A 20,163-nucleotide genomic window follows, 5' to 3' on the forward strand; every position below is an offset into this window, starting at 1 on the left:
CCGGTGCCCGCGGGGCCGCCGGGGGTCAGCCCAGGGCCAGGACCACCAGGGCCGTGGTCGCCGAGACTTCGGCGAGGGCGCCGAAGACGTCGCCCGTCACGCCGTCGAAGCGGCCCACGCACCGGCGGAGCAGGACTTCGGCCGCCGCCAGGGCGACGAGGACCGCGCCCGCGTGCTGGGCGGCGGCCAGGGGGCCCAGCGGTACGGCGACGGCCGCGGCCGTCGCCACCACCAGCGCGGTGACCAGCGCGGCCGAGCCCCGCGGAACCACCCCGGCGACCGCCGCCCCCAGCCCCTCGGGCCGGGCCGGCGGCACGCCGTCGCGGGAGGCCAGCGTCATGGCCAGCCGGGCGGTGACGGCCGCGAGGACCGTCGCGAGGGCGCCTCGGACCCAGCTGTCGGCGTAGATGTCCGACAGCGCCCCGGCCTGGACGAGCAGCAACAGCAGCAGCGCCACCACCCCGAAGGGGCCGATGTCGGACTGCTTCATGATGCGCAGCGCCGCCTCGGCGGGCTTGGCGCTGCCCAGCCCGTCGGCGGTGTCGGCGAGCCCGTCCAGGTGCAGCCCCCGGGTCAGGGCGGCCGGCACGGCGACGGTGACGGCCGCCGCGAGCAGCGGACCGCCGCCCAGGACCAGCAGCAGCGCGCCCGCCGCGGCCGCGAGCACGCCCACGACTAGCCCGGCGAGCGGGGCACAGGCCATGCCGGTGCGGGCCGCGGGGCGGTCCCAGCGGGTGATGCGGGCGGGCAGCACGGTGAGCGTGCCGAACGCGAAGCGGACGCCGTCGCGGAAGGAGGCGCGCTCGGCGGGCGGCGCCGACGGCGCCGCCGGGGACTGGGCATCGAACGAATCTGTCATCGGCGCGAACGCTACCCGCTCGCCGCGGGCGGTAAATTGCCCCATACGGGAAAAAGGGGAGCTGCCACGACAGGGAGCCGGCGGGATGGGTCACTGGTGGTATCGGAACATCGTCGAACCGGGAAAACTGCCCCTGCTCCTCGCTCTGGTCTCGTTCGTGACGTCGTTCCTGGTCACCCGCGTGATCACGCGGCTGATCCGGGCCGGGCGGGGGCCGTTCAAGAACATCACCCCGGGCGGTGTGCACGTCCACCACGTGGTGCCCGGCGTCGTCCTCGTGATCATCGGCGGGTTCGGTGCGGTCGGCAGCGGCCGGTACGGCTTCGGCGCCCTGCTCTCCGCCGTCATCTTCGGTCTGGGCGCGGGCCTGGTCCTGGACGAGTTCGCGCTGATCCTGCACCTCGACGACGTCTACTGGAGCGAGCAGGGCCGCAAGAGCGTCGAGATCGTGGTCCTGACGGCCGCGCTCGTGGCACTGGTGCTGGGCGGATTCCTGCCGTTCGGCGTCAACGACCTGACCTCGGGGGAGCGGCAGAGCCGCGGGCTCGTCGCCATGAACACCGCCACCAACTTCTTCCTGGCGCTGATCGCCTTGTGGAAGGGCAAGGCGCGCACCGCGCTCTTCGGCACGGTCATCCCCTTCGTGGCGCTGGTCGGGGCGATCAGGCTGGCCCGGCCCGGCTCCCCGTACGCGAAGAGGTTCTACGCGAAACGCCCGCGGGCCCGCGCCAAGGCCAGTCTGCGCGCGTTCCACCACGACCGGCGCTGGGCGGCCCCGCGCCGCAGGTTCGAGAACTTCATCGGCGGGACCCCCGATCCGGAGCGGTCGGCGGTCACGAAGCCGACGAAACACTGACGGGGCAACGGGACTCCGGGGCGCGGCCCGGCCTGCGGCCCGGCCCGTACGACGCGGCGGCGCCCGGTCCGGCCCCGCGAAGGGGGCCGGCCGGGCGCCGCCGGTACGTCCGCGTCCTGCCGCCGGGGCTCAGCCCGGGATCAGGCCGTCGTCGCTGAGCATCTCCCGGACCTCGGCGAGCGAGGCGTCCTCCGCCGGGAGGATCAGCTCGGACGGCTCCAGCGCATCGTCCGGCAGCGGCTCCCCGAGCCGCCGCACGGCGTCGAGCAGTGCGCCCAGCGTGCGCCGGAAGCCCTCCTCGTCACCGCTCTCCATCTCCGCGAGCAGCTCGTCGTCCAGCTGGTTGAGCTCGGTGAAGTGGGCGTCGCCCACCTTCCACTGCCCTTCCCCCATGATGCGGACAATCATGACGGGCCCCGTCCTACTGCTTGTCGAAGCGGTGCTGGCCCTGGGACTGCTGGGCACTGCCCGGGGCACCGCCCTCGATGGCCTGCTGCTGCGCCGACGGGCCGCCCGCCAGCTCGGCCTTCATCCGCTGGAGCTCCAGCTCCACGTCCGTGCCGCCGGAAAGGCGGTCCAGCTCGGCCTGGATGTCGTCCTTGGAGCCGAGGCCGCTCTGGTCGTCGAGGGCGCCGGAGGCCAGCAGCTCGTCGATGGCGCCGGCGCGGGCCTGGAGCTGGGCGGTCTTGTCCTCGGCCCGCTGGATGGCCAGGCCGACGTCGCTCATCTCCTCGGAGATGCCGGAGAAGGACTCCGCGATGCGGGTCTGCGCCTGCGCCGCCGTGTACGTGGCCTTGATGGTCTCCTTCTTCGTCCGGAAGGCGTCCACCTTGGCCTGCAGGCGCTGCGCGGCCAGTGTCAGCTTCTCCTCCTCGCCCTGGAGGGTCTGGTGCTGCACCTCCAGGTCGCTGACCTGCTGCTGGAGCGAGGCGCGCCGGGACAGTGCCTCACGGGCCAGGTCCTCGCGGCCCAGCGCCAGCGCCTTGCGGCCCTGGTCCTCAAGCTTGGCGGACTGGCCCTGGAGCTGGTTCAGCTGCAGCTCCAGGCGCTTGCGGGAGGTCGCCACGTCGGCGACGCCGCGGCGCACCTTCTGAAGCAGCTCCAGCTGCTTCTGGTACGAGTAGTCGAGGGTCTCGCGCGGGTCCTCGGCCCGGTCCAGGGCCTTGTTCGCCTTCGCGCGGAAGATCATCCCCATACGCTTCATGACACCGCTCATGGGCTTCGCGCGCCCCCTTCTGACGGACTTCGCTCCAGGTCACCAGCCATGGCGATCACCCCGGTCCCCCGAGCCGACCGCCATCAGAACCCACAGTACGGGCCCTGTCTCCATTACCGCACTGTTCGTGTACGGATGCGCTCCTCCTCCAGGACGACTCCTCCCCCGCCCTTGTCAGGCGTAGGGAGTAGGTGTTCCCCCGACCTGCGCCGGGGGGAGTCCGGGAAAGGCCCGATCCGCGGCGCGAACCCTGCACAGGGAAGACGCCCGCCGTTGCCGGATCGTTCCCGGACGGGGTGGGGCACCCGGCCGCAACCACGTAGGCTTGGGTTTTGTGTTTGGTAGCCGCTCCTCCAAGGAAGAGAAGGCCGCCGCCACCGACAAGGTGAGCGCCGACCTCTCGCAGCCCCGTGACCCGCAGGCCCCGAAGGGCCGCCCGACGCCGAAGCGTGCTGTGGCCCAGTCCCAGCGCAAGGCCGTGGTGGCCTCGACCGGCAATCGCAAGGAGGACGCCAAGCGTGCCCGTGAGCGCCGCCGGGTAGAGATGGCCAAGCAGCGCGAGGCGCTGGCCAGTGGGGACGAGCGCTATCTGCCCGTCCGCGACAAGGGCCCCGTCCGCCGGTTCGTCCGCGACTTCGTGGACTCCCGCTTCTCCGTCGCCGAAATGTTCCTGCCGCTGGCAGTGATCATCCTGGTGCTGAGCATGGTGCGGGTGCCGTCGATCCAGAACATCGCCCTGATGCTGTGGCTCGCCGTGATCGCCCTGATCATCGTCGACTCCATCGGCCTGGGCTTCCGCCTGCGCAAGGCCCTCGCCCAGCGCTTCCCCGATGAGCCGCGCCGCGGCGCCGTCGCGTACGGCCTGATGCGCACCCTCCAGATGCGTCGGCTGCGCCTGCCGAAGCCGCAGGTCAAGCGCGGGGAACGGCCCTGAGCGGAGGTAAGCCCGGAGCGTCGGGGGACGGCTTCGCGGGGGGCGCCAGGCTGTGGCTTGAGGGACTGGGCGGACTGCGCAACGCCGTCCGCCAGGAACTCGTGGGCCGCCAGGTCGACGAACAGATCGCGCACCGCTTCCCGGTCGGGCAGCGGCTGCGCGTCCTCGACGTCGGCATGGGCCAGGGCACCCAGGCGCTGCGCCTCGCCCGCGCCGGGCACAAGGTCACCGGGCTGGAACAGGATCCCGCCATGCTCGCCGTCGCCCACGCGGCGCTGGCGGCCGAACCCGCCGGGATCCAGGACCGGGTCGAGCTCCTGGAGGGCGACGGCCGGGAGACCGGCGCGCACTTCACGCCGGGCAGCTTCGACGTGGTGCTCTGCCACGGCGTGCTGATGTACGTGCCCGAGCCGGACGCGATGCTCGCCGGCCTGGCCCGGATGCTGGCCCCCGGCGGACTGCTGTCCCTGCTGGTGCGCAACGGCGACGCCCTCGCCATGCGGCCCGGACTGGGCGCCGACTGGTCGGGCGCGCTGGCCGCCTTCGACACCGTCGACTACACGAACCGGCTGGGCCTGGACGTACGGGCCGACCGGCTGGCCGGGCTCACCGCCACGCTGTCCGGGATCGGCGCCCCGCTCCAGGCCTGGTACGGCGTACGCGTCTTCACCGACGGGACCGAGGCCGGCGAGACGCTGCCCCCGGACGAGGAGCTGGAGCGGCTGCTGGCCGCCGAGGACCGTGCCGGGCGGACCGACCCGTACCGCGGGGTCGCCGCGCTGCTGCACCTGTGCGGCGTACGGGGCTGACCGTTCCTAATCAGCCCCGCCGAGGACGCGAAGAAGCCCCGGGCCCGCACACGGACCCGGGGCTTCGCCGTACGGCCGGGCTCAGGCGTCCAGCGCCTCGCGCAGGCTCATCGCGTACAGCTCGGTGCCGTTGTCGTCGGACAGCTTCACCTTCTCGGTGCCGCCTTCCAGCAGCTCCTTCCAGTACTCGCCGATCCAGGACTCCGCGTCTCCCTGCGTGGTGAACTCCTCCGGCACCACCGACGGGCTCGTCTCGGTGCCGTCGGCCGTCTCGAACCGCCACGTCCACGCCATGTCCGCCTCCGTTGCTCGTCCGCTGCTCGCACGCTTCTCGCCTTGAGCCTGCCCGCAGAGTAGCCGGGCGAGCACCAGTCCCGTGGACGCGGGAGGATCTTCCTGTGGAACTCACTCTGCTCGGCACCGGCACACCCGAAGGACTGCCCCGCCCCGGCTGTCCCTGCGCGGCCTGCGCAGTCTCCGTCGGCCCCCGCTCGCGCACCGCGACCTCCCTGCTCGTCGACGGGGCGCTGCTGCTCGACCTGACCCCGGGGGCGGTGCTCGCCGGCGCCCGCGCGGGGCATTCGCTGGCCGGCGTACGGCAGGTCCTGCTCAGCCATCCGCACGACGGCCCGCCGCTCGAACTGCCTCCGGGGCTGCCGGCCGCCGGGCGGGTCCCGGACGGCCGGGAGCTCTCGGTGATCAGCGGGCACCGCGTGCGGGCGGTGCCGATGGACTCTCCGGGCACCGGGTACGAGGTGACCGGGCCGGACGGGAGCCGGCTGCTGTACCTGCCGCCCGGCGGGGCGCCGGCGGGGACCGACGGCGAGATGGCGCAGCGCCCGTACGACGTGGTCCTCGCGGACGTGCTGGGCCGGCCGGAGGCGCTGGCCCGGCTGCGGGCGAGCGGCGCCGCCGGGCCGACCACGGACGTGATCGCCGTGCACCTGGACCACGACACCCCGCCGGGCCGGGAGCTGGAGCGCCGGTGCGCTGCGGCCGGCGCGCGGGCGGTGCCGGACGGGACGACGGTCACGGTCGGCGAGTACCACGCGGTGCCGGACCTGCCGCGCCGGACGCTGGTGCTCGGCGGGGCCCGCTCCGGGAAGTCCTTCGAGGCGGAGCGGCGGCTGGTGGGCTTCCCGGAGGTGGTCTACGTGGCCACCTCCGGCTCCCGGGACGGGGACGCCGAATGGGCGGCGCGGGTCGGCCTGCACCGGGAGCGGCGGCCGGCGGGCTGGCAGACGGTGGAGACGTGCGAGCTGGTGCCGCTGCTGGTGGAGGGAGGGCCGCCGCTGCTGATCGACTGCCTCGCGCTGTGGCTGACGGACGCGATGGACCGGGCGGGGGCCTGGGACGACGCCGTCTGGGCGGGGCAGGGGCAAAAGGAGCTCCGGGAGCGGACGGCGGAGCTGGTGGCGGCCGTGCGGGCGACCCGCCGCACGGTGGTGGCCGTCAGCAACGAGGTGGGCTCGGGGATCGTTCCCGCGACCGCTTCCGGCCGTCGTTTCCGTGACGAACTCGGGCGCCTGAACAACATGGTGGCCGCCGAGTGCGAGCACGTCCTGCTCGTGGTGGCCGGGCAGGCGGTGGTCCTGAAGGACTGACTCCGCGCGCCGGCCGCACGCCTCGTCCGGAGGGGCTTGGGGAGGGCCTTACCCGCTGTACGCTCTGGCAGATGACCACGCTGAATCTCGACGACTTCTCCGATCTGATCGAGCGCCCCGATGGGGGCGTCCGGCGTGACGCCGAGGAACGCCGTGAGCGGCTGGCCGTGCCGGCCGGGGCGCTGGGGCGGCTCGACGAGCTCGCCGAGTGGCTGGCCGCCGCGCAGGGGCGGGTGCCCGTCCGGCCGATCGAGCGGCCCCGCGTCGTGCTGTTCGCCGCCGACCACGGGATCGCCGCCGAGGGGGTGTCCGCCCGCGCCGCCGGCAGCACGCACGAGCTGGTGCGCTCCGTGCTCGACGGGAACAGCCCCGTCTCGATCCTCGCCGGACGGATCGGCGCCGGCGTGCGGATCGTGGACGCCGGCCTGGACTGCGAGCCCGGGCTGCTGCCCGAGGACGTGGTCCGCCACCGGGTGCGCCGCGGCAGCGGGCGGATCGACACCGAGGACGCGCTCACCCTTGAGGAGGCCGACGCCGCCCTGCGGCTCGGGATGCGGATCGCCGACGAGGAGGCCGACTCCGGCACCGACCTCGTGGTCCTCGGGGACTTGAGCGTCGGTGGAACCACCGTCGCGGCGACCCTCGTCGCCGCCCTGTGCGGAACCGATGCCTCGGTGGTCACCGGGCGCGGCGGCCGGCCCATCGACGACCTGACCTGGATGCGCAAGTGCGCGGCGATCCGCGACGCACTGCGCCGGGCCCGCCCGGTCCTCGGTGACCAGGTGGCCCTGCTCGCGGCGGTCGGCGGCGCCGACGTGGCCGCGATCACCGGGTTCCTGCTCCAGTGCGCGGTGCGCCGTACGCCCGTCATCCTCGACGGCGTCGTCTCCGCGGCCTGCGGCCTGGTGGCCCAGCGCGCCGCGTTCCGGGCCCCCGACTGGTGGCTGGCCGGGCAGGCCAGCGGCGAACCGGGGCAGGCGAAGGCCCTGGACCGGATGGCACTCAACCCGGTGCTCGACCACGGCGTCTCTGTGGGAGAAGGAACCGGGGCATTGCTGGCCCTCCCCCTGGTCCAGGCGGCCGCCGCACTCGCGGCGCAGCTCCCGGAGAAGGCGGCGCAGGAGCCGAAGGACTGAATGCCCCGCTCCGGGAGTTCCGCGGTCCGACGGGCCTCGTTCCCCGGACCGGGCCACCCATCGACGGCGGGGCCCCATATCATCGCGTTTCATGGGAGAGGCCCGCTTGACCAGCGCAGACACCGACCGGACCGCCGCACAGGCAACACAGGCCGCCAAGGCGGCCCAAGGATCCGGCAAAGACACGAACAGCAGGAAAGACGACAGGAAGGACGAAGGGGGCGGCCGGGAGACCGGCCGGGGCTCCGCCCGTTCACGGCGCAGCGCCGCGTTCGCGGTCTGGTACCTGCGCGCCGTCACCTTCGTCAACTTCCTCAGCGCGGTGTGGCTTTCGCTCGGACAGGACCTGCGCCGGCACAACACCGCCGATTTCTACACCCCGTACCTGCTCACCGCGGGCTTCGCGTCCGGCCTGTTCTCCCTGCTGCTCGCGGTCACCATGGGACGCCGCAAGCGGGCCGCGTGGATCCTGAACCTGGTGCTCAGCGGCATGCTGCTGCTGGCCTTCGCGACCGCGGCCTTCGCCCCCTGCACCAGCGGTGACTTCAACCTCTGCTATCCGGAGTTCCGCGACCACACCCAGAACTGGGTCTCCCTCGTGCTGACCGCGGCGTTCGTCGGCGCCCTGCTGCTCGGCCGCCGGGAGTTCTACGCCAAGGGCGACCGCTCCAACCCCAAGCTGGCCACCGCCGTCGGCGCCGTCGGCCTGCTGTTCACCTCGCTGCTCGCCGCGCTGATCGTCGGCGCCGCCAACACCGACCCGGACGCCGCCGACGCCACGTTCCTGGCCCGCTGGCGGTACGGCGTGATGCGCCTGATCACCCTGGAGCCGAACGCGCGCGACTACGCCGCGATCACCACTCCGGGCTGGGTGGACATCGTCATCAACGTCATGTCCACGCTGCTGCTCATCGCCGTGCTGCTCGCCGCCTTCCGCTCGCGCCGCGCCGTCGACCCGCTCACCGAGGAGGACGAGGAGAAGCTGCGCGCGCTGCTCGCCCGGCAGGGCGACCGCGACTCGCTGGGCTACTTCGCACTGCGCCGTGAGAAGTCCGTCATCTGGTCCCCCACCGGCAAGGCCGCCGTCACCTACCGCGTCGTCGGCGGCGTCTCGCTGGCCTCCGGCGACCCGATCGGCGACCCCGAGGCCTGGCCCGGCGCCATCGAGCCCTGGCTGGCCGAGGCACGCGAGCACGGCTGGGTGCCGGCCGTGATGGGCGCGAGCGAGGAAGCCGGGCAGATCTACGCGCGGCACGGACTGGACGCGCTGGAACTGGGCGACGAAGCCATCGTCGAGACCGACGAGTTCACCCTGGAGGGCCGTGCCATGCGCACCGTCCGGCAGGCCTACAACCGCGTCAAGCGGGCCGGGTACACGGTCCGGATCCGCCGCCACGCCGACATCCCGTCCGCCGAGATGGACGTGCTCCTCACCCGGGCCGACGACTGGCGCGACGGCGCGACCGAGCGCGGCTTCTCGATGGCGCTGGGCCGACTGGGCGATCCCGGCGACGGCCAGTGCGTGATGCTGGAGTGCACCGACGGCAACGGCGAGCTGCGCGCCGTGCTGTCCTTCGTCCCGTGGGGCCCCAAGGGCCTGTCGCTGGACCTGATGCGCCGTGACCGCGACTCCGAGAACGGCCTGATGGAGTTCATGGTCATCGAACTCCTGGAACGCTCCAAGGAGATCGGCGTCACACAGGTCTCACTGAACTTCGCGATGTTCCGTTCCGTCTTCGAGCGGGGGTCCAAGCTCGGCGCGGGTCCGGTGCTGCGCATGTGGCGCTCGCTGCTGAGCTTCTTCTCCCGCTGGTGGCAGATCGAGTCCCTCTACCGGGCCAACGCCAAATACCGGCCGATCTGGGAACCGCGGTTCATGCTCTTCGAGAAGAGCTCCGACCTGCTGCGGATCGGTATCGCGGCGGGCCGGGCCGAGGGCTTCCTGGAGGCTCCCGGTCTGCCGAAGTGGCTGAACCGCAAACACCTGGAGACCAATCGTTGACGGCATGGACGACCACCCCCCTCCGGCGGTTCGCCCGCCGCGAGTGGGGGCCCCTGTTCTGGACCGTCCGTGACGCCCTCGTCCGCGACAAGTGGCGGGCCGCCCCGATGACACTGGGGGCCGTCTGCCTGACCACGGTCTTCCAGATCGTCCAGAACACGTCCTGGGGGTTCCGGCCGGTCCAGAACCTCGGGTCGGTCAAGGCCGTCGACCCGCTGTGGCTGGCCGTGCTGCGCACCCCGCTGTCCGTGTTCGTCCCCGCCCTCGACCTGCCCGTGTGGGGGGCGCTCGCCCAGATCCTCCTGGTCTTCGGGATCTCGGAGATCTGCATCGGCTGGTGGCGCACGCTGCTCGTCGGATACGTCGCCACCCTCGCCGGGACCACGTACGCGCGGATCGGGCTCTCACTGGGCGCCGACCACCCCTTCGGCCTGCCGGTGTCCGACCGCGTCGTCAACGACACCGGCCCGTCGGCGGCGGTGGTCGGCCTCGCGATCTACGTGTGCTGGCGGTACCGGGCGTACCTGACCGGCGCCGTCGTGATCGCGGTGATGATCGGCGAGGTGCTGGTCAAGGACAACCTGGCGGGCAAGGAGCACCTCGCGGCCATCGCCGCCGTCATGGCGGTGTGCGTGGTCCGCGCGAAATGGGGCCCGGAACGCTCCCGCACCCCCCTCGGCCGGCGCCCGCCGCCGGCCGCCCCGCTGCCCCCGCAGCGCCCCGGCACCTGACGCGGACCGCCCCGGCGGAGGCAGGCCGTACCGTATCGGGGTGACGACAGACCTCGGGCCGTTCGCCCCCACCCGGCACTGGATGCGGACCCATCCGCTCGCCACCGATGCCGTCCTCGCGCTCGGGGCGCTCGTCTCCATGGTCATCGGTTCCTTCGCCAATCCGCACGGCCCGCACGGGCCCACCTTCGGGACCCGGACGCCCGAACCGTTCTCCCTGGTGCTGATGGTGCTGGGCGCGGCCGCGCTGGTGTTCCGGCGCCGGCACACGCGCACGGTGCTCGCCATGACCATCGGGCTGTGCCTGCTGGAGCTGACCACCGGCGAGCCCCGGGCCCCCGTCGCCATGTCCACGGTGATCGCCCTGTACACGCTGGCCTCCCGCACCGACCGGCCCACGACCTGGCGGATCGCCGTGCTGACGATGGCCGGCCTGACGGGCGTGGCCATGCTGGCCGGACCGCTGCCCTGGTACGCGCAGGAGAACATCGGCATCTTCGCCTGGACCGGGATGGCCGCAGCCGCCGGCGACGCCGTGCGCAGCCGGCGGGCGTTCATCGACGCCATACGGGAGCGGGCCGAACGGGCCGAACGGACCCGCGAGGAGGAGGCCCGGCGGCGGGTCGCCGAGGAGCGGCTGCGGATCGCCCGGGACCTGCACGACGTGGTGGCCCACCACATCGCCCTGGTCAACGTGCAAGCGGGGGTGGCCGCGCACGTCATGGACAAGCGTCCCGACCAGGCGAAGGAGGCCCTGGCCCACGTACGGGACGCCAGCCGCTCGGCACTGAACGAGCTGCGGGCCACGGTCGGTCTGCTGCGGCAGTCCGGCGATCCGGAGGCGCCGACCGAGCCGGCGCCGGGGCTCGCCGTGCTCGACGAGCTGGTGGACACCTTCCGGCACGCCGGGCTGCCGGTGAAGGTGATGGTCGAGCTGGGCCGGGAGCGGGACCCGCTGCCGGCCGCCGTGGACCTGGCGGCGTACCGGGTGATCCAGGAGGCCCTGACCAACGTGCGCAAGCACGCCGGCCCGGAGGTCCGGGCGGAGGTCAGCGTGGTCCGGGTGGGCCCCTCGGTGGAGGTGACCGTGCTGGACGACGGCGGCACCGCCGAAGCCGACGCGGACGACGGCGCGGGCGGCGGCCACGGCCTGCTCGGCATGCGCGAGCGGGCCACGGCCCTGGGCGGCTCCTGCTTCGCCGGCCCCCGCTTCGGAGGCGGCTACCGCGTCCACGCCGTCCTGCCCGTCGCCTAGCCCGCGGGCGGGCAGACCTGGCGCCAGGCGCCCAGTTCGTACTTCTTCTGCAGCGAGCTGAACTGCAGTTCCTGCGAGCGCGGGCACCACTGGCCGATCCGGCCCTCGTACTCCACGTGGAAGACGGCCTTGCCCGCCGTGATGAACGGGGTGAGCCGCTCGCACTCGTCGTACTCGAAGCACTGCTCGTCGACCGCGAAGTCGAAGTCCCCCACCAGCTGCGGGATCTGGTCGAGGTCGTTCTTCAGGCCGACCGCGAGGCCCCGGTCGTGCGCCAGCTTCGCGATCAGCCGGTTGTACTTCAGCTGGTCGTCGGCGGTGAGCGGGAAGCCGGTCTTGTTGCGGTAGCCGTCCATGTTGTCCGGCTCCACCGCTTCGAAGCCCTTGTCCCGGCACATGTCGAACCGCTTCGCGATCAGCGGCTCAAGCTCGGACAGCCGCCGGATGTCCAGCCAGCGCTCGCCCTCCCAGCCGTTGCCCTCGCCGAGCATCGTCTTCGGGAAGTCGCCGGCGTCGGGGCGGAAGTCCTCCCAGGCGCCGGTGGAGAGGTAGCAGATGGTCCGCCGGCCGGCGTTCTTCAGTCCGGCGACCTGCTCCTTGGTGGTGTTGAACCCGTCGACGTCGTACACGGCGGCCTTCACCGAAGTGTCGAGCTTCCCGGTGAGCTGCCACTGCCAGCTGACGCGCGGCCTGGGCTGCCAGCGCTCCCCCGGCGCCGGGGCGGGCGCCAGGTCGTCCGGCGGCTCCGGCCCCACGGTGGTGCAGGCGGCCAGCAGGAACAGCAGGGCGAGCGGCAGGACGCGGCCGCACCTGAACGAGCGCCTCATCCGGTGGCCTCCAGTGCGTACGGGAGGGTTCCCCACGGGTGCGCGCCGGTCCCGGGGACCGCGCAGTGCACCGCCGCCCCCCGCTGCCGGGCGAGTTCGGCGGCGGGCGCGCCCGGCGGGACGGCGTACACGAGGTGGCAGAACCGCTGGGCGGGGTGGTCGGCCGTCCAGGGCGGCACCGCCGCGTCCCGGTAGGCGTCCCAGGGGCCCTCGAAGGTGACCAGCAGGTCGGCGAGCCCGGCGTAGTCGGGGTGCGGGTGGACCCCGTGGTTGAGGACGAGGGTGCGGGCCCCGGCGGCCCGGGCGGCGACGGCGAGCCGGCCGTAGTGCGACAGCAGCCCCGGATCGGCGGAGGCCTGGTCGAGGAAGGCCCCGTCGGCGCCGTACCAGTCGCGGTGGCGCAGCAGGTCCTGCACCACCGCGGCGTGCGGGCGCCGCCCGTAGTCGGTGTCCGTGTACCCGAGGACGGGAACCCCGGCGTCGCGCAGCCGCTCCGCGACGGCGGCGAACCGCTCGTCGGGGGCCTCGCCCGGCCCGCTGGCGGGGTTGAGGACCACCGAGTGCAGCCGGCCGGCGGAGCGGATCAGCAGCTCCCAGTCATCGGGCCGGTCGGCGGGGTGCTCGTAGAGGGGCACCAGCAGCATGGGGTCCTTCTTCTTGTACGGGGTCACGTGGTTCGGGCTCACGGCATCGGCGGTCACGGCATCAGCGGTGGGCCGTCGCGCGGCCCAGGAGCAGGCAGACGAGCGTGCTCAGCACGGCCGCGGCCGTACCCGCCACGACGAGCTGGACCAGCCGCGGCTGCCCCAGCCCCAGCAGCAGCGCCAGGCTCTGGGCGACCGCCGCCGAGGCACAGACCACGGCAGCGGGCCGGACCGCCCCGAAGGACTGGAGCAGAAGCCCGGACCACATGACCGTGCCGAGCAGCAGCAGGGTCGCGGCCCGGACCCCGGTCAGGCCCGGGGCTCCCGGCCAGAGCAGGGTGCCGGCCAGCCCGAGGGCGAACAGCACCGCCAGGTACGCGGCGAGGCAGCGGGCCAGCGTGCCGAGCATCCTCAGCCAGAACTGCCGGGGCGAGCGGGCGGCCCGCAGCCCGGCGAGGCTCCCGCTGCGGAACCGGTGGAGCAGCCATTCGGCGGGACCCATGCTGAGGGTGAGCGCCACCGCCGAGGGGGCGGCGACGGCCTCGGCGGGACCCCCGGCGAGCACCTCCCCCAGGGCGGCGTACAGCACGAGCAGGCCGGTGCCGAGGCCGAACACCCCGTACGGCACGGAGTCCCCGAGCCGGGGCCCGCGCGGGCCGTACTCCTCCTCGGCGCCCCGCAGCATCCGCCAGCGCACCGGGCCCTCGCCGGGCCGGTGTCCGGCCCGGCTCCGGATCCGGCGCACGCCGACCCGTACGCCCTCGGCCAGCGGCAGCTCCCGTACGGCGAGGGTGCAGGCGGCCAGCAGGGACACCGCCAGCAGGCCCACCCGGACCGGCACGGGCGGGTCGGTGAACAGGGAGAGCAGCGCCCCGGCGGCCATCGGGGCGAGCGCGCCGAGCAGCACCTGCTCGCGGCCGAGGACCAGCAGCACGGTGGCGGCCCCGACGTACAGGGCCTGGCCGGCGGCGAATGCGTACGAGAACGGCGGCCCGCCGGGCACGGCCAGCGCGGCGGCGGTGCCGAGCAGGGCGCCGGCGGGGGCCCCGACGAGCAGGGTCCGCCCGGCGGCGGCCCGGTCGCCCAGGCCCAGCCAGGAGTAGGCGCGGTGGGACAGGGTCTGGTCCCACACCCAGCCGATGAGCGCCCCGGCGAGCAGGGTCAGCGTCCCGGCCGGGAGCCCGAGCCGGTCCTTGGGGCCCTCCAGCAGGGGGGCGCCCAGGACGTAGGCGAGGCCGGGCAGCGCGAAGATCACCCCGCGCAGCAGGCAGGCGGTGAGGGACACCTTCCAGGGGTCGGGCACGTGCTCCGGCTCCGGGAAGGACCGGGGCACCCGGGCGTAGAGCTCCTCGGCGAGGCCGAAGGAGTCGTGGCGCCCGTAGGTGAGCCGGATGTACTCGTCGGTCATCCCGTCGGATTCGAGGATGGCGGCGATCTCCTCGGGGTGGACGGCGGCCGCGATGAACCCGTCGAGTCGTTCGGCGAGTTCGTCCATCGGGTCGCCGGCGGAGCCGGGCTCCCCCGGCCCGGTCGCCCGGGGCCGGGGGATGGCGGGCAGCGTGTCGCCGCCGGGGGCGCGCAGCCAGAGCGATCCGCTCACCACAGGCTCCCGTCGGCCGCGAGTTCCCGGTACCAGGGGTCGGCGAGCCGCTGCGTCCAGCCGGCGCCCTCGCGGACGGGCGGGACGGGCTGGCCGGCGAGTTCCCGGTAGATGTGGCGGAAGCCGTCCACGGACTGGTGGAGGGTGAACTTCTCGACCACCCGCTTGCGGGAGCGCCGGCCCAGCTCGGCGCGGCGTTCGTCGTCGCGGAGCAGGGCGAGGGTGGCGCTGGCCATGGTCTCCGGTTCGCGCGGCGGGACCACGAGCCCGGTGTCGCCGACGGCTTCGCGCACCCCGCCGACATCGGTGGAGACGGTGGTGCGGCCGCAGGACATGGCCTCGATGATGCTGAAGGGGAAGCCCTCGCTGATGCTGGAGAGCATCACGACGCTGCCGGCCGCGTAGGCCTTGGCGACCTCCGTGATGCGGCCCTCGTACGAGATCCCGTCGCCCACCCCGAGTTCGGCGGCGAGTTTCTCCAGGCGGAGCTTGTACTCCTCGCAGCCGGGCGGGACCGGGCCGAACAGGCGCAACCGCAGGGCCGGCAGCTCCTCGCGCATGAACGCGTAGGCGCGGATGAGGGTTTCGAGGTCCTTGATCGGGTCGATGCGCCCGCACCAGCTGAGGGTGGGTACCTCGGGTTCGGGTCCGGCGTCGGGGAAGGCGTACGGGTCGACGCCGTTGTAGACCGTGCGGATGCGGTCGGGGGCGGCGCCCCCGCGCTCCTCCCAGCGGCGGTTGTACTGGTTGCACGGGGTGATGAGGTCGGCCTGCCGGTAGCCCTCGGTGTTGAGCTCCCGGTAGAAGCCGAGCATCAGGGCCTTGACCGGCCAGCGCTGCTCGGCGGTGCGGTAGCCGAGGTAGCGCTCGCGCAGGTAGATGCCGTGCTCGGTGAGCAGGAAGGGCACCTCGTCGAGGTACTTGGCGGCGAGGGCCGGGAGGGTGGCGAGCCCGCTGCTGACGGCGTGCGCGACGCTGTCGGGCGAGATCCGTACGGAGAGCGGCCGCAGCGCGTGCTCGATCAGGTCGGTGGCGGTGAGCGCGTCGTGGATGGTGGGCTCCGCGGCGGCGGTGACGAGGCCGGAGCGGGTCCAGACGGTCATCAGCAGGCGCAGTACCGTTTCGGAGCGCAGGGCCGGGGCGAGGCGGCCGGCCCGGGCGAGGACGGCGAGTTCGCGCAGGGCTTCGGAGAACCCGTTGTGGCCGGGGGCGCCCCCGGCGGTGGCCGGCGCGGGGGCGAGCAGGGAGAGCAGGAGGGTTTCGTAGGTCTCGGTGAACCGGCGGTGCGCCTTGCCCCGCAGGGCCCGGCGGCTGCGGCCCGGCGGCGGGCCCCAGAGCGGGACCGCGGTGTGCCGGTAGACGTTGTGGGGCAGTTCCCAGGTGACGGGCTCGCGGCCGGATCCCGTCAGGGCTATGACGTTGAAGTCGACCTCCGGCATCCCGCGTACCAGCTGGTCGCACCAGGTGCTGACTCCCCCGTGGACGTGTGGATAGGTGCCTTCGGTGAGCATGGTGACATGACGCCCATGGCTCATGCGCTGTGTCCCCCCAGGACGGAAAAGGGGCCGGCGCCCGTGAGTCTGCGGAGCGCCGGCGCTAGGTGGTACCAGGTGGTTCTGGCGTCGGATGACGCGTGGGTCAGCTGGGCAGCTTGAGCGTGACCGCGCTCTGGAGCACGTCCGGCGCGGTCCACGCCGAGCGGTTGCCGGCGTACGCGGTGCCGAAGTCGGCGGTGCCCAGCAGGAGCTGCTTCTTGGTGCCGTTGGGTGCGGTCACCGGGGCGACGACGCCGGCGGGCGCCTTGACGGTGACGGTGGTCCCGATGCGGTAGGCGGTGACCTTGCCGTCGGCCAGCGCCTTGTCCCAGGCGGCCCGGCGGCTGAGCTCGACCCCGGTGTCCTTCATGCTCTGGTTCACGATCGGCGCGCTGGGCGCGTAGAGCGCGCGGTAGGTGTCCAGGACCTGGTTGAGCACCGGGTAGAGGGTGCGGTCCTCGGCGAGGTTGGACTGGTGGACGTAGTGCGGACGCGGGTCGTTGGCCAGGACGTGGCGCAGGGCGGTCCGCGCCTCGGCCGGGACGATGTAGTCCAGGTAGCCGGTGGTGGTGTCGAGCGGGGCCGGGAGGCAGGTGGAGGTCGCGGGGTTGTCCTCGCAGACTCCGCTGCCGCCGTCGGCACGGCTGGCGTAGATCCAGTTGTACTCGTCGGCCATCTCCGCGTTGGTGCCCGTGTTGTAGTACACGTTCATCGGGTAGCGGGGGACGGTGAGGGCGGCGCCGACCGCCCGCTGCGCGGGCTCGCGCGAGTTGTCGCTGCCCGCCCACTTGACCCCGTTGTCGGCGAGCGCGCCCGCCAGGTTGGGGTTGTCCTGGGCCTGCTGCGGCAGGGTCTTGAGGCCGGAGTGCTCGCCGGTGACGAGCTCGGTGCGGTCGGTGGTGATGCCCTTGGCGGCGGCCCAGTTGTTGTTGTCGCGGATCTGGGCGGAGATGTCGGACCGGCTCATCCAGTTGATGGCGCCCGCGGCGTCCTTCGTGCAGGTCCACGGGATGGTGGTGGTGTCCTGGACGCAGCCGAGGAAGGGGTGGGTGTAGGTGTGGTTCATCCAGCGGTACTTGGCCCGGTCCGCGACGAGTTGCGCGGTCAGGGCGTCGGTGCCGCCGTTCTCGGACTTCCACTCCTCGCCGGCGCCGGCGTTGAAGAGGAGGTCGAGTTTGAAGTTCTTGACCGTCTGCCACTGCGCCGCGTACTGGGCGTCGGCGGCGGTCATGCGGATGGTGCTCTCCTTGCCCTCGCCCCCCGCACAGGCGTAGTCGCCGGGCGTGCAGTTGAGGTCCTTGCTCCAGCGGGCGTCCGGGGCGAAGACGTCGTCGACGTGGACCGCGAAGTAGCTGCGGCTCTGGCCGAGGTGGACCCCCTGGGTGAGCCAGTCGACGATGCCGCGGGCCAGCAGCCGGAACTGCTGCTGGTACTGGTTGTAGCCGAAGGTGACGACCAGTTCGCTCCGCCCGTCGTGCGCGTACTCGCCGACGAGCGAGGCCCGTCCGCCGCTCACCGGTGCGTCGAGGTAGCTGGTGTAGCCGGCCCGCGGCTTGCCCATGAACCCGTAGCTCTCCGGGACCAGGGCGGAGTTGTCCTCGAAGGCCACCTGGCCGGCGAGGTAGTTGAAGGGGCCCGCTTTGCCCGCGGCGGTGACGGCGGCCTGGGTGCCGTCGAGCTGCCCGCTGTAGCCGCCGTTGTCGGTGTACTCCAGGCCCACGCCCGGGTGGGCCCAGGTGTACGCGTCGACCTGGCGGATGCCGTACGCCGTCTCGTACGCGGCGAGCGCGGCCATCTCGGCCGAGCCCTCGCCGAACGGGTTCTCGTTCGGCAGCACGACGCCCTGGTACTTGGCGCGCGGCCGGCCGTCGACCGTGTCGGCGAGGAACGCGGCGTCGATCACCGGGCGGCCGGAGCCGCCGAGGACGACGCGCGTGTACGGCACCCCGGTGTCCCGGAGCTCCGCGGTGATCGCCTCGACCGAGCTGCCGCCGTCGTCGACGACGAGCACCTTCAGGTCGATGCGCGGTGTCACGACCGCCTGGGCGGTCGCGGCGGGCATTGCCACGGACATCAGCGCTGCCACCGCCATTGCGGCGGCAGCCCTGTTCATCCGGTTCTTGTTGACCATTTCGGCCTTTCCCCCCGCAGGCATCACTCGACTACGGCCCCATGGCGGTCGGCCGGGCCGAGGAGGCTCTGTGGAAATCATGCAAAGGGACCCCGCGCCCCCTTGCGAGAGTGGACCGAGTCTCGCGGACCTCGTCAGGTCTAAAGGGCAAACCTGGAACAGAAGCCACAGATGGGTGAATCTGTCGGCGTCTTGATCGAACAACTTGCCAAACCTTCGAGTGGCGTACGGGCGAGGCGGTACGCGTAGGCTCATTTCCGGCGGCCGTCGGGCCGGAATACGATCGCTGCGGATGGCCGTCCACCCACTCGGCCCACAACACAAACGGAAGAGAGACTTCACCACCGTGACTGCTCTGACTCTCAGCACTGCCGGCGCGGCGACGCTGCGCGCCGACGCCCTCGTGGTCGGCGTGGCGAAGGGCCCGAAGGGCCCGGTCGTCGCCGCAGGCGCCGAGGCCGTGGACAAGGCGTACGACGGAAAGCTCGCCGCCGTGCTCGACGCACTCGGCGCCTCGGGCGCCGAAGGCGAGACCACCAAGCTGCCGGCCCCGGACGGCCTGAAGGTCCCGGTCGTGCTGGCGGTCGGGCTCGGCCCCGTCCCCGAGAAGGACGAGTCGTACGACGAGGAGGCCCTGCGCCGCGCCGCCGGCGCCGCCGCCCGTGCACTGCACGGCAGCAAGAAGGCCGCTTTCGCCCTCCCCCTGGACGACGCCTCCGCCGTCACGGCCGTCGCCGAGGGTGCGCTGCTGGGCGCGTACGCCTTCACCGCCTACCAGGGCGGCGAGAAGAAGGGCTCCGGCAATGGGGGCACCTCCCGGACGAAGTCTGGGGGAGGCGGCCCGAAGCAGCCGCTCGCCGAGGTCGCCCTGCTGGGCGCCAAGCCGCGCGACAAGGAGCACAAGGCCGCGGCCGAGCGCGCCACGGTCGTCGCGACCGAGGTCAACGTCGCCCGCGACCTGATCAACACCCCGCCGAACGACCTCACCCCCGAGGCCTTCGCCGCCGTCGCCTCCGCGACCGCCAAGGAGCACGGGATCAAGGTCCAGGTCCTGGACGAGAAGGCTCTGACCAAGGGCGGCTACGGCGGCATCATGGGCGTCGGCAAGGGCTCCGAGAACCTGCCGCGCCTGGTGAAGATCGCCTACACCCACCCCGAGGCGGAGAAGCACCTCGCCTTCGTCGGCAAGGGCATCACCTACGACTCGGGCGGCATCTCCCTGAAGCCGGCCGGCCACAACGAGACGATGAAGTGCGACATGGCCGGCGCCGCCGCCGTGTTCGCCTCCGTCGTGGCCGTGGCCAAGCTGGGCCTCGCGGTCAACGTCACCGGCTGGCTCGCGCTCGCCGAGAACATGCCCTCGGGCTCCGCCACCAAGCCCGGCGACGTCCTGCGCATGTACAGCGGCAAGACCGTCGAGGTCCTGAACACCGACGCCGAGGGCCGTCTGGTCCTGGGTGACGCCCTGACCAAGGCCTCCGAGGACAACCCGGACGCGATCGTCGACGTCGCCACCCTGACCGGCGCCATGGTGCTGGCCCTGGGCGACCGGACCTTCGGCATCATGGCCAATGACGACGCCTTCCGCACCTCGATCCACGAGATCGCGGAAGAGGTCGGCGAGGCCTCCTGGCCGATGCCGCTGCCCGAGGACCTGCGCAAGACCATGGACTCCCCCACCGCCGACATCGCCAACATGGGCGTCCGGATGGGCGGGGGTCTGGTGGCCGGCCTCTTCCTGCAGGAGTTCGTCGGCGAGGGCATCACCTGGGCCCACCTCGACATCGCGGGCCCGGCCTTCCACGAGGGCGCCCCGTACGGCTACACCCCCAAGGGCGGCACCGGCTCGGCCGTGCGCACCCTGGTCCGGCTGGCCGAGCGCACGGCCACGGGCGACCTGGGCTGACGCTCCCCGTGTGAGACGCGACTCGCCCCGGGCCCTTGGAGGAGGCCCGGGGCGAGTCCCGCTCACGACGGAATCCGAAGCAATCCGTAGGTTTCTACGCACGGGTAACCCTTACTTC

General features: G+C 73.0%; 18 protein-coding genes. 9 read left to right on the top strand and 9 right to left on the bottom strand.

The features are described from left to right. Positions 1–25: 25 nt before the first annotated feature. Positions 26–859, bottom strand: coding sequence for an adenosylcobinamide-GDP ribazoletransferase (locus ABTY04_RS22585; protein WP_352215163.1), 834 nt, complete (start codon positions 857–859; stop codon positions 26–28). 85 nt (positions 860–944) lie between these two features. On the opposite strand from ABTY04_RS22585, the gene ABTY04_RS22590 reads away from it, so the two are divergent. After that, positions 945–1,715 carry a hypothetical protein gene (locus tag ABTY04_RS22590; protein ID WP_352215164.1) on the top strand — a complete coding sequence of 257 codons (771 nt, stop codon included), beginning with the start codon at positions 945–947 and terminating at the stop codon, positions 1,713–1,715. Between the two features lie 129 nt (positions 1,716–1,844). Here the strand turns inward: ABTY04_RS22590 and pspAA are convergent, their stop codons facing one another. Together pspAA and ABTY04_RS22600 are read right to left on the bottom strand one after the other, a co-directional pair. After that, positions 1,845–2,123, bottom strand: coding sequence for a PspA-associated protein PspAA (gene pspAA, locus ABTY04_RS22595; RefSeq protein ID WP_352215165.1), 279 nt, complete (start codon positions 2,121–2,123; stop codon positions 1,845–1,847). Between the two features lie 13 nt (positions 2,124–2,136). Next, complete coding sequence (locus tag ABTY04_RS22600; protein ID WP_352215166.1) at positions 2,137–2,931, bottom strand: PspA/IM30 family protein; 795 nt, start codon at positions 2,929–2,931, stop codon at positions 2,137–2,139. A gap of 325 nt (positions 2,932–3,256) precedes the next feature. Here ABTY04_RS22600 and ABTY04_RS22605 point away from each other — a divergent pair, with 325 nt between their 5' ends. Beyond that, positions 3,257–3,865: a DUF3043 domain-containing protein gene (locus ABTY04_RS22605; protein ID WP_352215167.1), complete on the top strand. Its 609-nt coding sequence runs from the start codon at positions 3,257–3,259 to the stop codon at positions 3,863–3,865. A gap of 101 nt (positions 3,866–3,966) precedes the next feature. Then, on the top strand, positions 3,967–4,674 hold the full coding sequence (locus ABTY04_RS22610) for a class I SAM-dependent methyltransferase (protein ID WP_352215168.1): 708 nt from the start codon (positions 3,967–3,969) through the stop codon (positions 4,672–4,674). 81 nt (positions 4,675–4,755) lie between these two features. Here ABTY04_RS22610 and ABTY04_RS22615 read toward each other — a convergent pair whose 3' ends face one another. Then, a complete protein-coding gene (locus ABTY04_RS22615) occupies positions 4,756–4,968 on the bottom strand; it encodes a hypothetical protein (RefSeq protein WP_352215169.1) in 213 nt (70 codons plus the stop codon). Positions 4,969–5,072: 104 nt separating this feature from the next. Between ABTY04_RS22615 and ABTY04_RS22620 the strand changes: the two genes are divergently transcribed. The 5 genes from ABTY04_RS22620 (at position 5,073) to ABTY04_RS22640 (ending at position 11,402) form a co-directional block, all read left to right on the top strand. Then, positions 5,073–6,278: a bifunctional adenosylcobinamide kinase/adenosylcobinamide-phosphate guanylyltransferase gene (locus ABTY04_RS22620; RefSeq protein ID WP_352215170.1), complete on the top strand. Its 1,206-nt coding sequence runs from the start codon at positions 5,073–5,075 to the stop codon at positions 6,276–6,278. Between the two features lie 71 nt (positions 6,279–6,349). Further along, positions 6,350–7,414: a nicotinate-nucleotide--dimethylbenzimidazole phosphoribosyltransferase gene (cobT, locus tag ABTY04_RS22625; protein ID WP_352215171.1), complete on the top strand. Its 1,065-nt coding sequence runs from the start codon at positions 6,350–6,352 to the stop codon at positions 7,412–7,414. Positions 7,415–7,505: 91 nt separating this feature from the next. Continuing rightward, positions 7,506–9,416: a phosphatidylglycerol lysyltransferase domain-containing protein gene (locus ABTY04_RS22630; protein WP_352215172.1), complete on the top strand. Its 1,911-nt coding sequence runs from the start codon at positions 7,506–7,508 to the stop codon at positions 9,414–9,416. Continuing rightward, positions 9,413–10,147, top strand: a complete 735-nt coding sequence (locus tag ABTY04_RS22635) for a hypothetical protein (RefSeq protein ID WP_352215173.1) — start codon at positions 9,413–9,415, stop codon at positions 10,145–10,147. Before ABTY04_RS22630 ends, ABTY04_RS22635 begins: the two co-directional genes overlap by 4 nt. Before the next feature lie 82 nt (positions 10,148–10,229). After that, complete coding sequence (locus ABTY04_RS22640) at positions 10,230–11,402, top strand: sensor histidine kinase (RefSeq protein WP_352215202.1); 1,173 nt, start codon at positions 10,230–10,232, stop codon at positions 11,400–11,402. Here the strand turns inward: ABTY04_RS22640 and ABTY04_RS22645 are convergent. From ABTY04_RS22645 to ABTY04_RS22665, 5 genes are all read right to left on the bottom strand, one after another. Continuing rightward, positions 11,399–12,229, bottom strand: coding sequence for an endo alpha-1,4 polygalactosaminidase (locus ABTY04_RS22645; protein ID WP_352215174.1), 831 nt, complete (start codon positions 12,227–12,229; stop codon positions 11,399–11,401). The two genes, ABTY04_RS22640 and ABTY04_RS22645, sit on opposite strands and share 4 nt — an antisense overlap. Further along, positions 12,226–12,873, bottom strand: a complete 648-nt coding sequence (locus ABTY04_RS22650; protein ID WP_352215203.1) for a spherulation-specific family 4 protein — start codon at positions 12,871–12,873, stop codon at positions 12,226–12,228. Before ABTY04_RS22650 ends, ABTY04_RS22645 begins: the two co-directional genes overlap by 4 nt. Before the next feature lie 61 nt (positions 12,874–12,934). Then, the gene (locus tag ABTY04_RS22655; RefSeq protein ID WP_352215175.1) at positions 12,935–14,473 is read right to left on the bottom strand and encodes a hypothetical protein; all 1,539 of its coding nucleotides are present in this window, start codon (positions 14,471–14,473) and stop codon (positions 12,935–12,937) included. After that, positions 14,470–16,008, bottom strand: a complete 1,539-nt coding sequence (gene pelF, locus ABTY04_RS22660; protein ID WP_352215176.1) for a GT4 family glycosyltransferase PelF — start codon at positions 16,006–16,008, stop codon at positions 14,470–14,472. Before pelF ends, ABTY04_RS22655 begins: the two co-directional genes overlap by 4 nt. Before the next feature lie 103 nt (positions 16,009–16,111). Then, on the bottom strand, positions 16,112–18,139 hold the full coding sequence (locus tag ABTY04_RS22665; protein WP_352215177.1) for a hypothetical protein: 2,028 nt from the start codon (positions 18,137–18,139) through the stop codon (positions 16,112–16,114). 346 nt (positions 18,140–18,485) lie between these two features. Here ABTY04_RS22665 and ABTY04_RS22670 point away from each other — a divergent pair, with 346 nt between their 5' ends. Next, the gene (locus ABTY04_RS22670) at positions 18,486–20,045 is read left to right on the top strand and encodes a leucyl aminopeptidase (protein WP_352215178.1); all 1,560 of its coding nucleotides are present in this window, start codon (positions 18,486–18,488) and stop codon (positions 20,043–20,045) included. The last annotated feature ends 118 nt before the right edge of the window (positions 20,046–20,163 follow it).

The sequence above is a fragment of the Streptomyces sp. NPDC097981 genome (genome assembly GCF_040302565.1).
Lineage (GTDB): Bacteria > Actinomycetota > Actinomycetes > Streptomycetales > Streptomycetaceae > Streptomyces.

Coding starts and splice junctions, on each gene's coding strand:
- ABTY04_RS22585 (WP_352215163.1), bottom strand. CDS start 859: ATGACAGATTCGTTCGATGCCCAGTCCCCGGCGGCGCCGTCGGCGCCG.
- ABTY04_RS22590 (WP_352215164.1), top strand. CDS start 945: ATGGGTCACTGGTGGTATCGGAACATCGTCGAACCGGGAAAACTGCCC.
- pspAA (WP_352215165.1), bottom strand. CDS start 2,123: ATGATTGTCCGCATCATGGGGGAAGGGCAGTGGAAGGTGGGCGACGCC.
- ABTY04_RS22600 (WP_352215166.1), bottom strand. CDS start 2,931: ATGAGCGGTGTCATGAAGCGTATGGGGATGATCTTCCGCGCGAAGGCG.
- ABTY04_RS22615 (WP_352215169.1), bottom strand. CDS start 4,968: ATGGCGTGGACGTGGCGGTTCGAGACGGCCGACGGCACCGAGACGAGC.
- cobT (WP_352215171.1), top strand. CDS start 6,350: ATGACCACGCTGAATCTCGACGACTTCTCCGATCTGATCGAGCGCCCC.
- ABTY04_RS22630 (WP_352215172.1), top strand. CDS start 7,506: ATGGGAGAGGCCCGCTTGACCAGCGCAGACACCGACCGGACCGCCGCA.
- ABTY04_RS22640 (WP_352215202.1), top strand. CDS start 10,230: ATGCGGACCCATCCGCTCGCCACCGATGCCGTCCTCGCGCTCGGGGCG.
- ABTY04_RS22645 (WP_352215174.1), bottom strand. CDS start 12,229: ATGAGGCGCTCGTTCAGGTGCGGCCGCGTCCTGCCGCTCGCCCTGCTG.
- ABTY04_RS22650 (WP_352215203.1), bottom strand. CDS start 12,873: ATGCTGCTGGTGCCCCTCTACGAGCACCCCGCCGACCGGCCCGATGAC.
- pelF (WP_352215176.1), bottom strand. CDS start 16,008: ATGAGCCATGGGCGTCATGTCACCATGCTCACCGAAGGCACCTATCCA.
- ABTY04_RS22665 (WP_352215177.1), bottom strand. CDS start 18,139: ATGGTCAACAAGAACCGGATGAACAGGGCTGCCGCCGCAATGGCGGTG.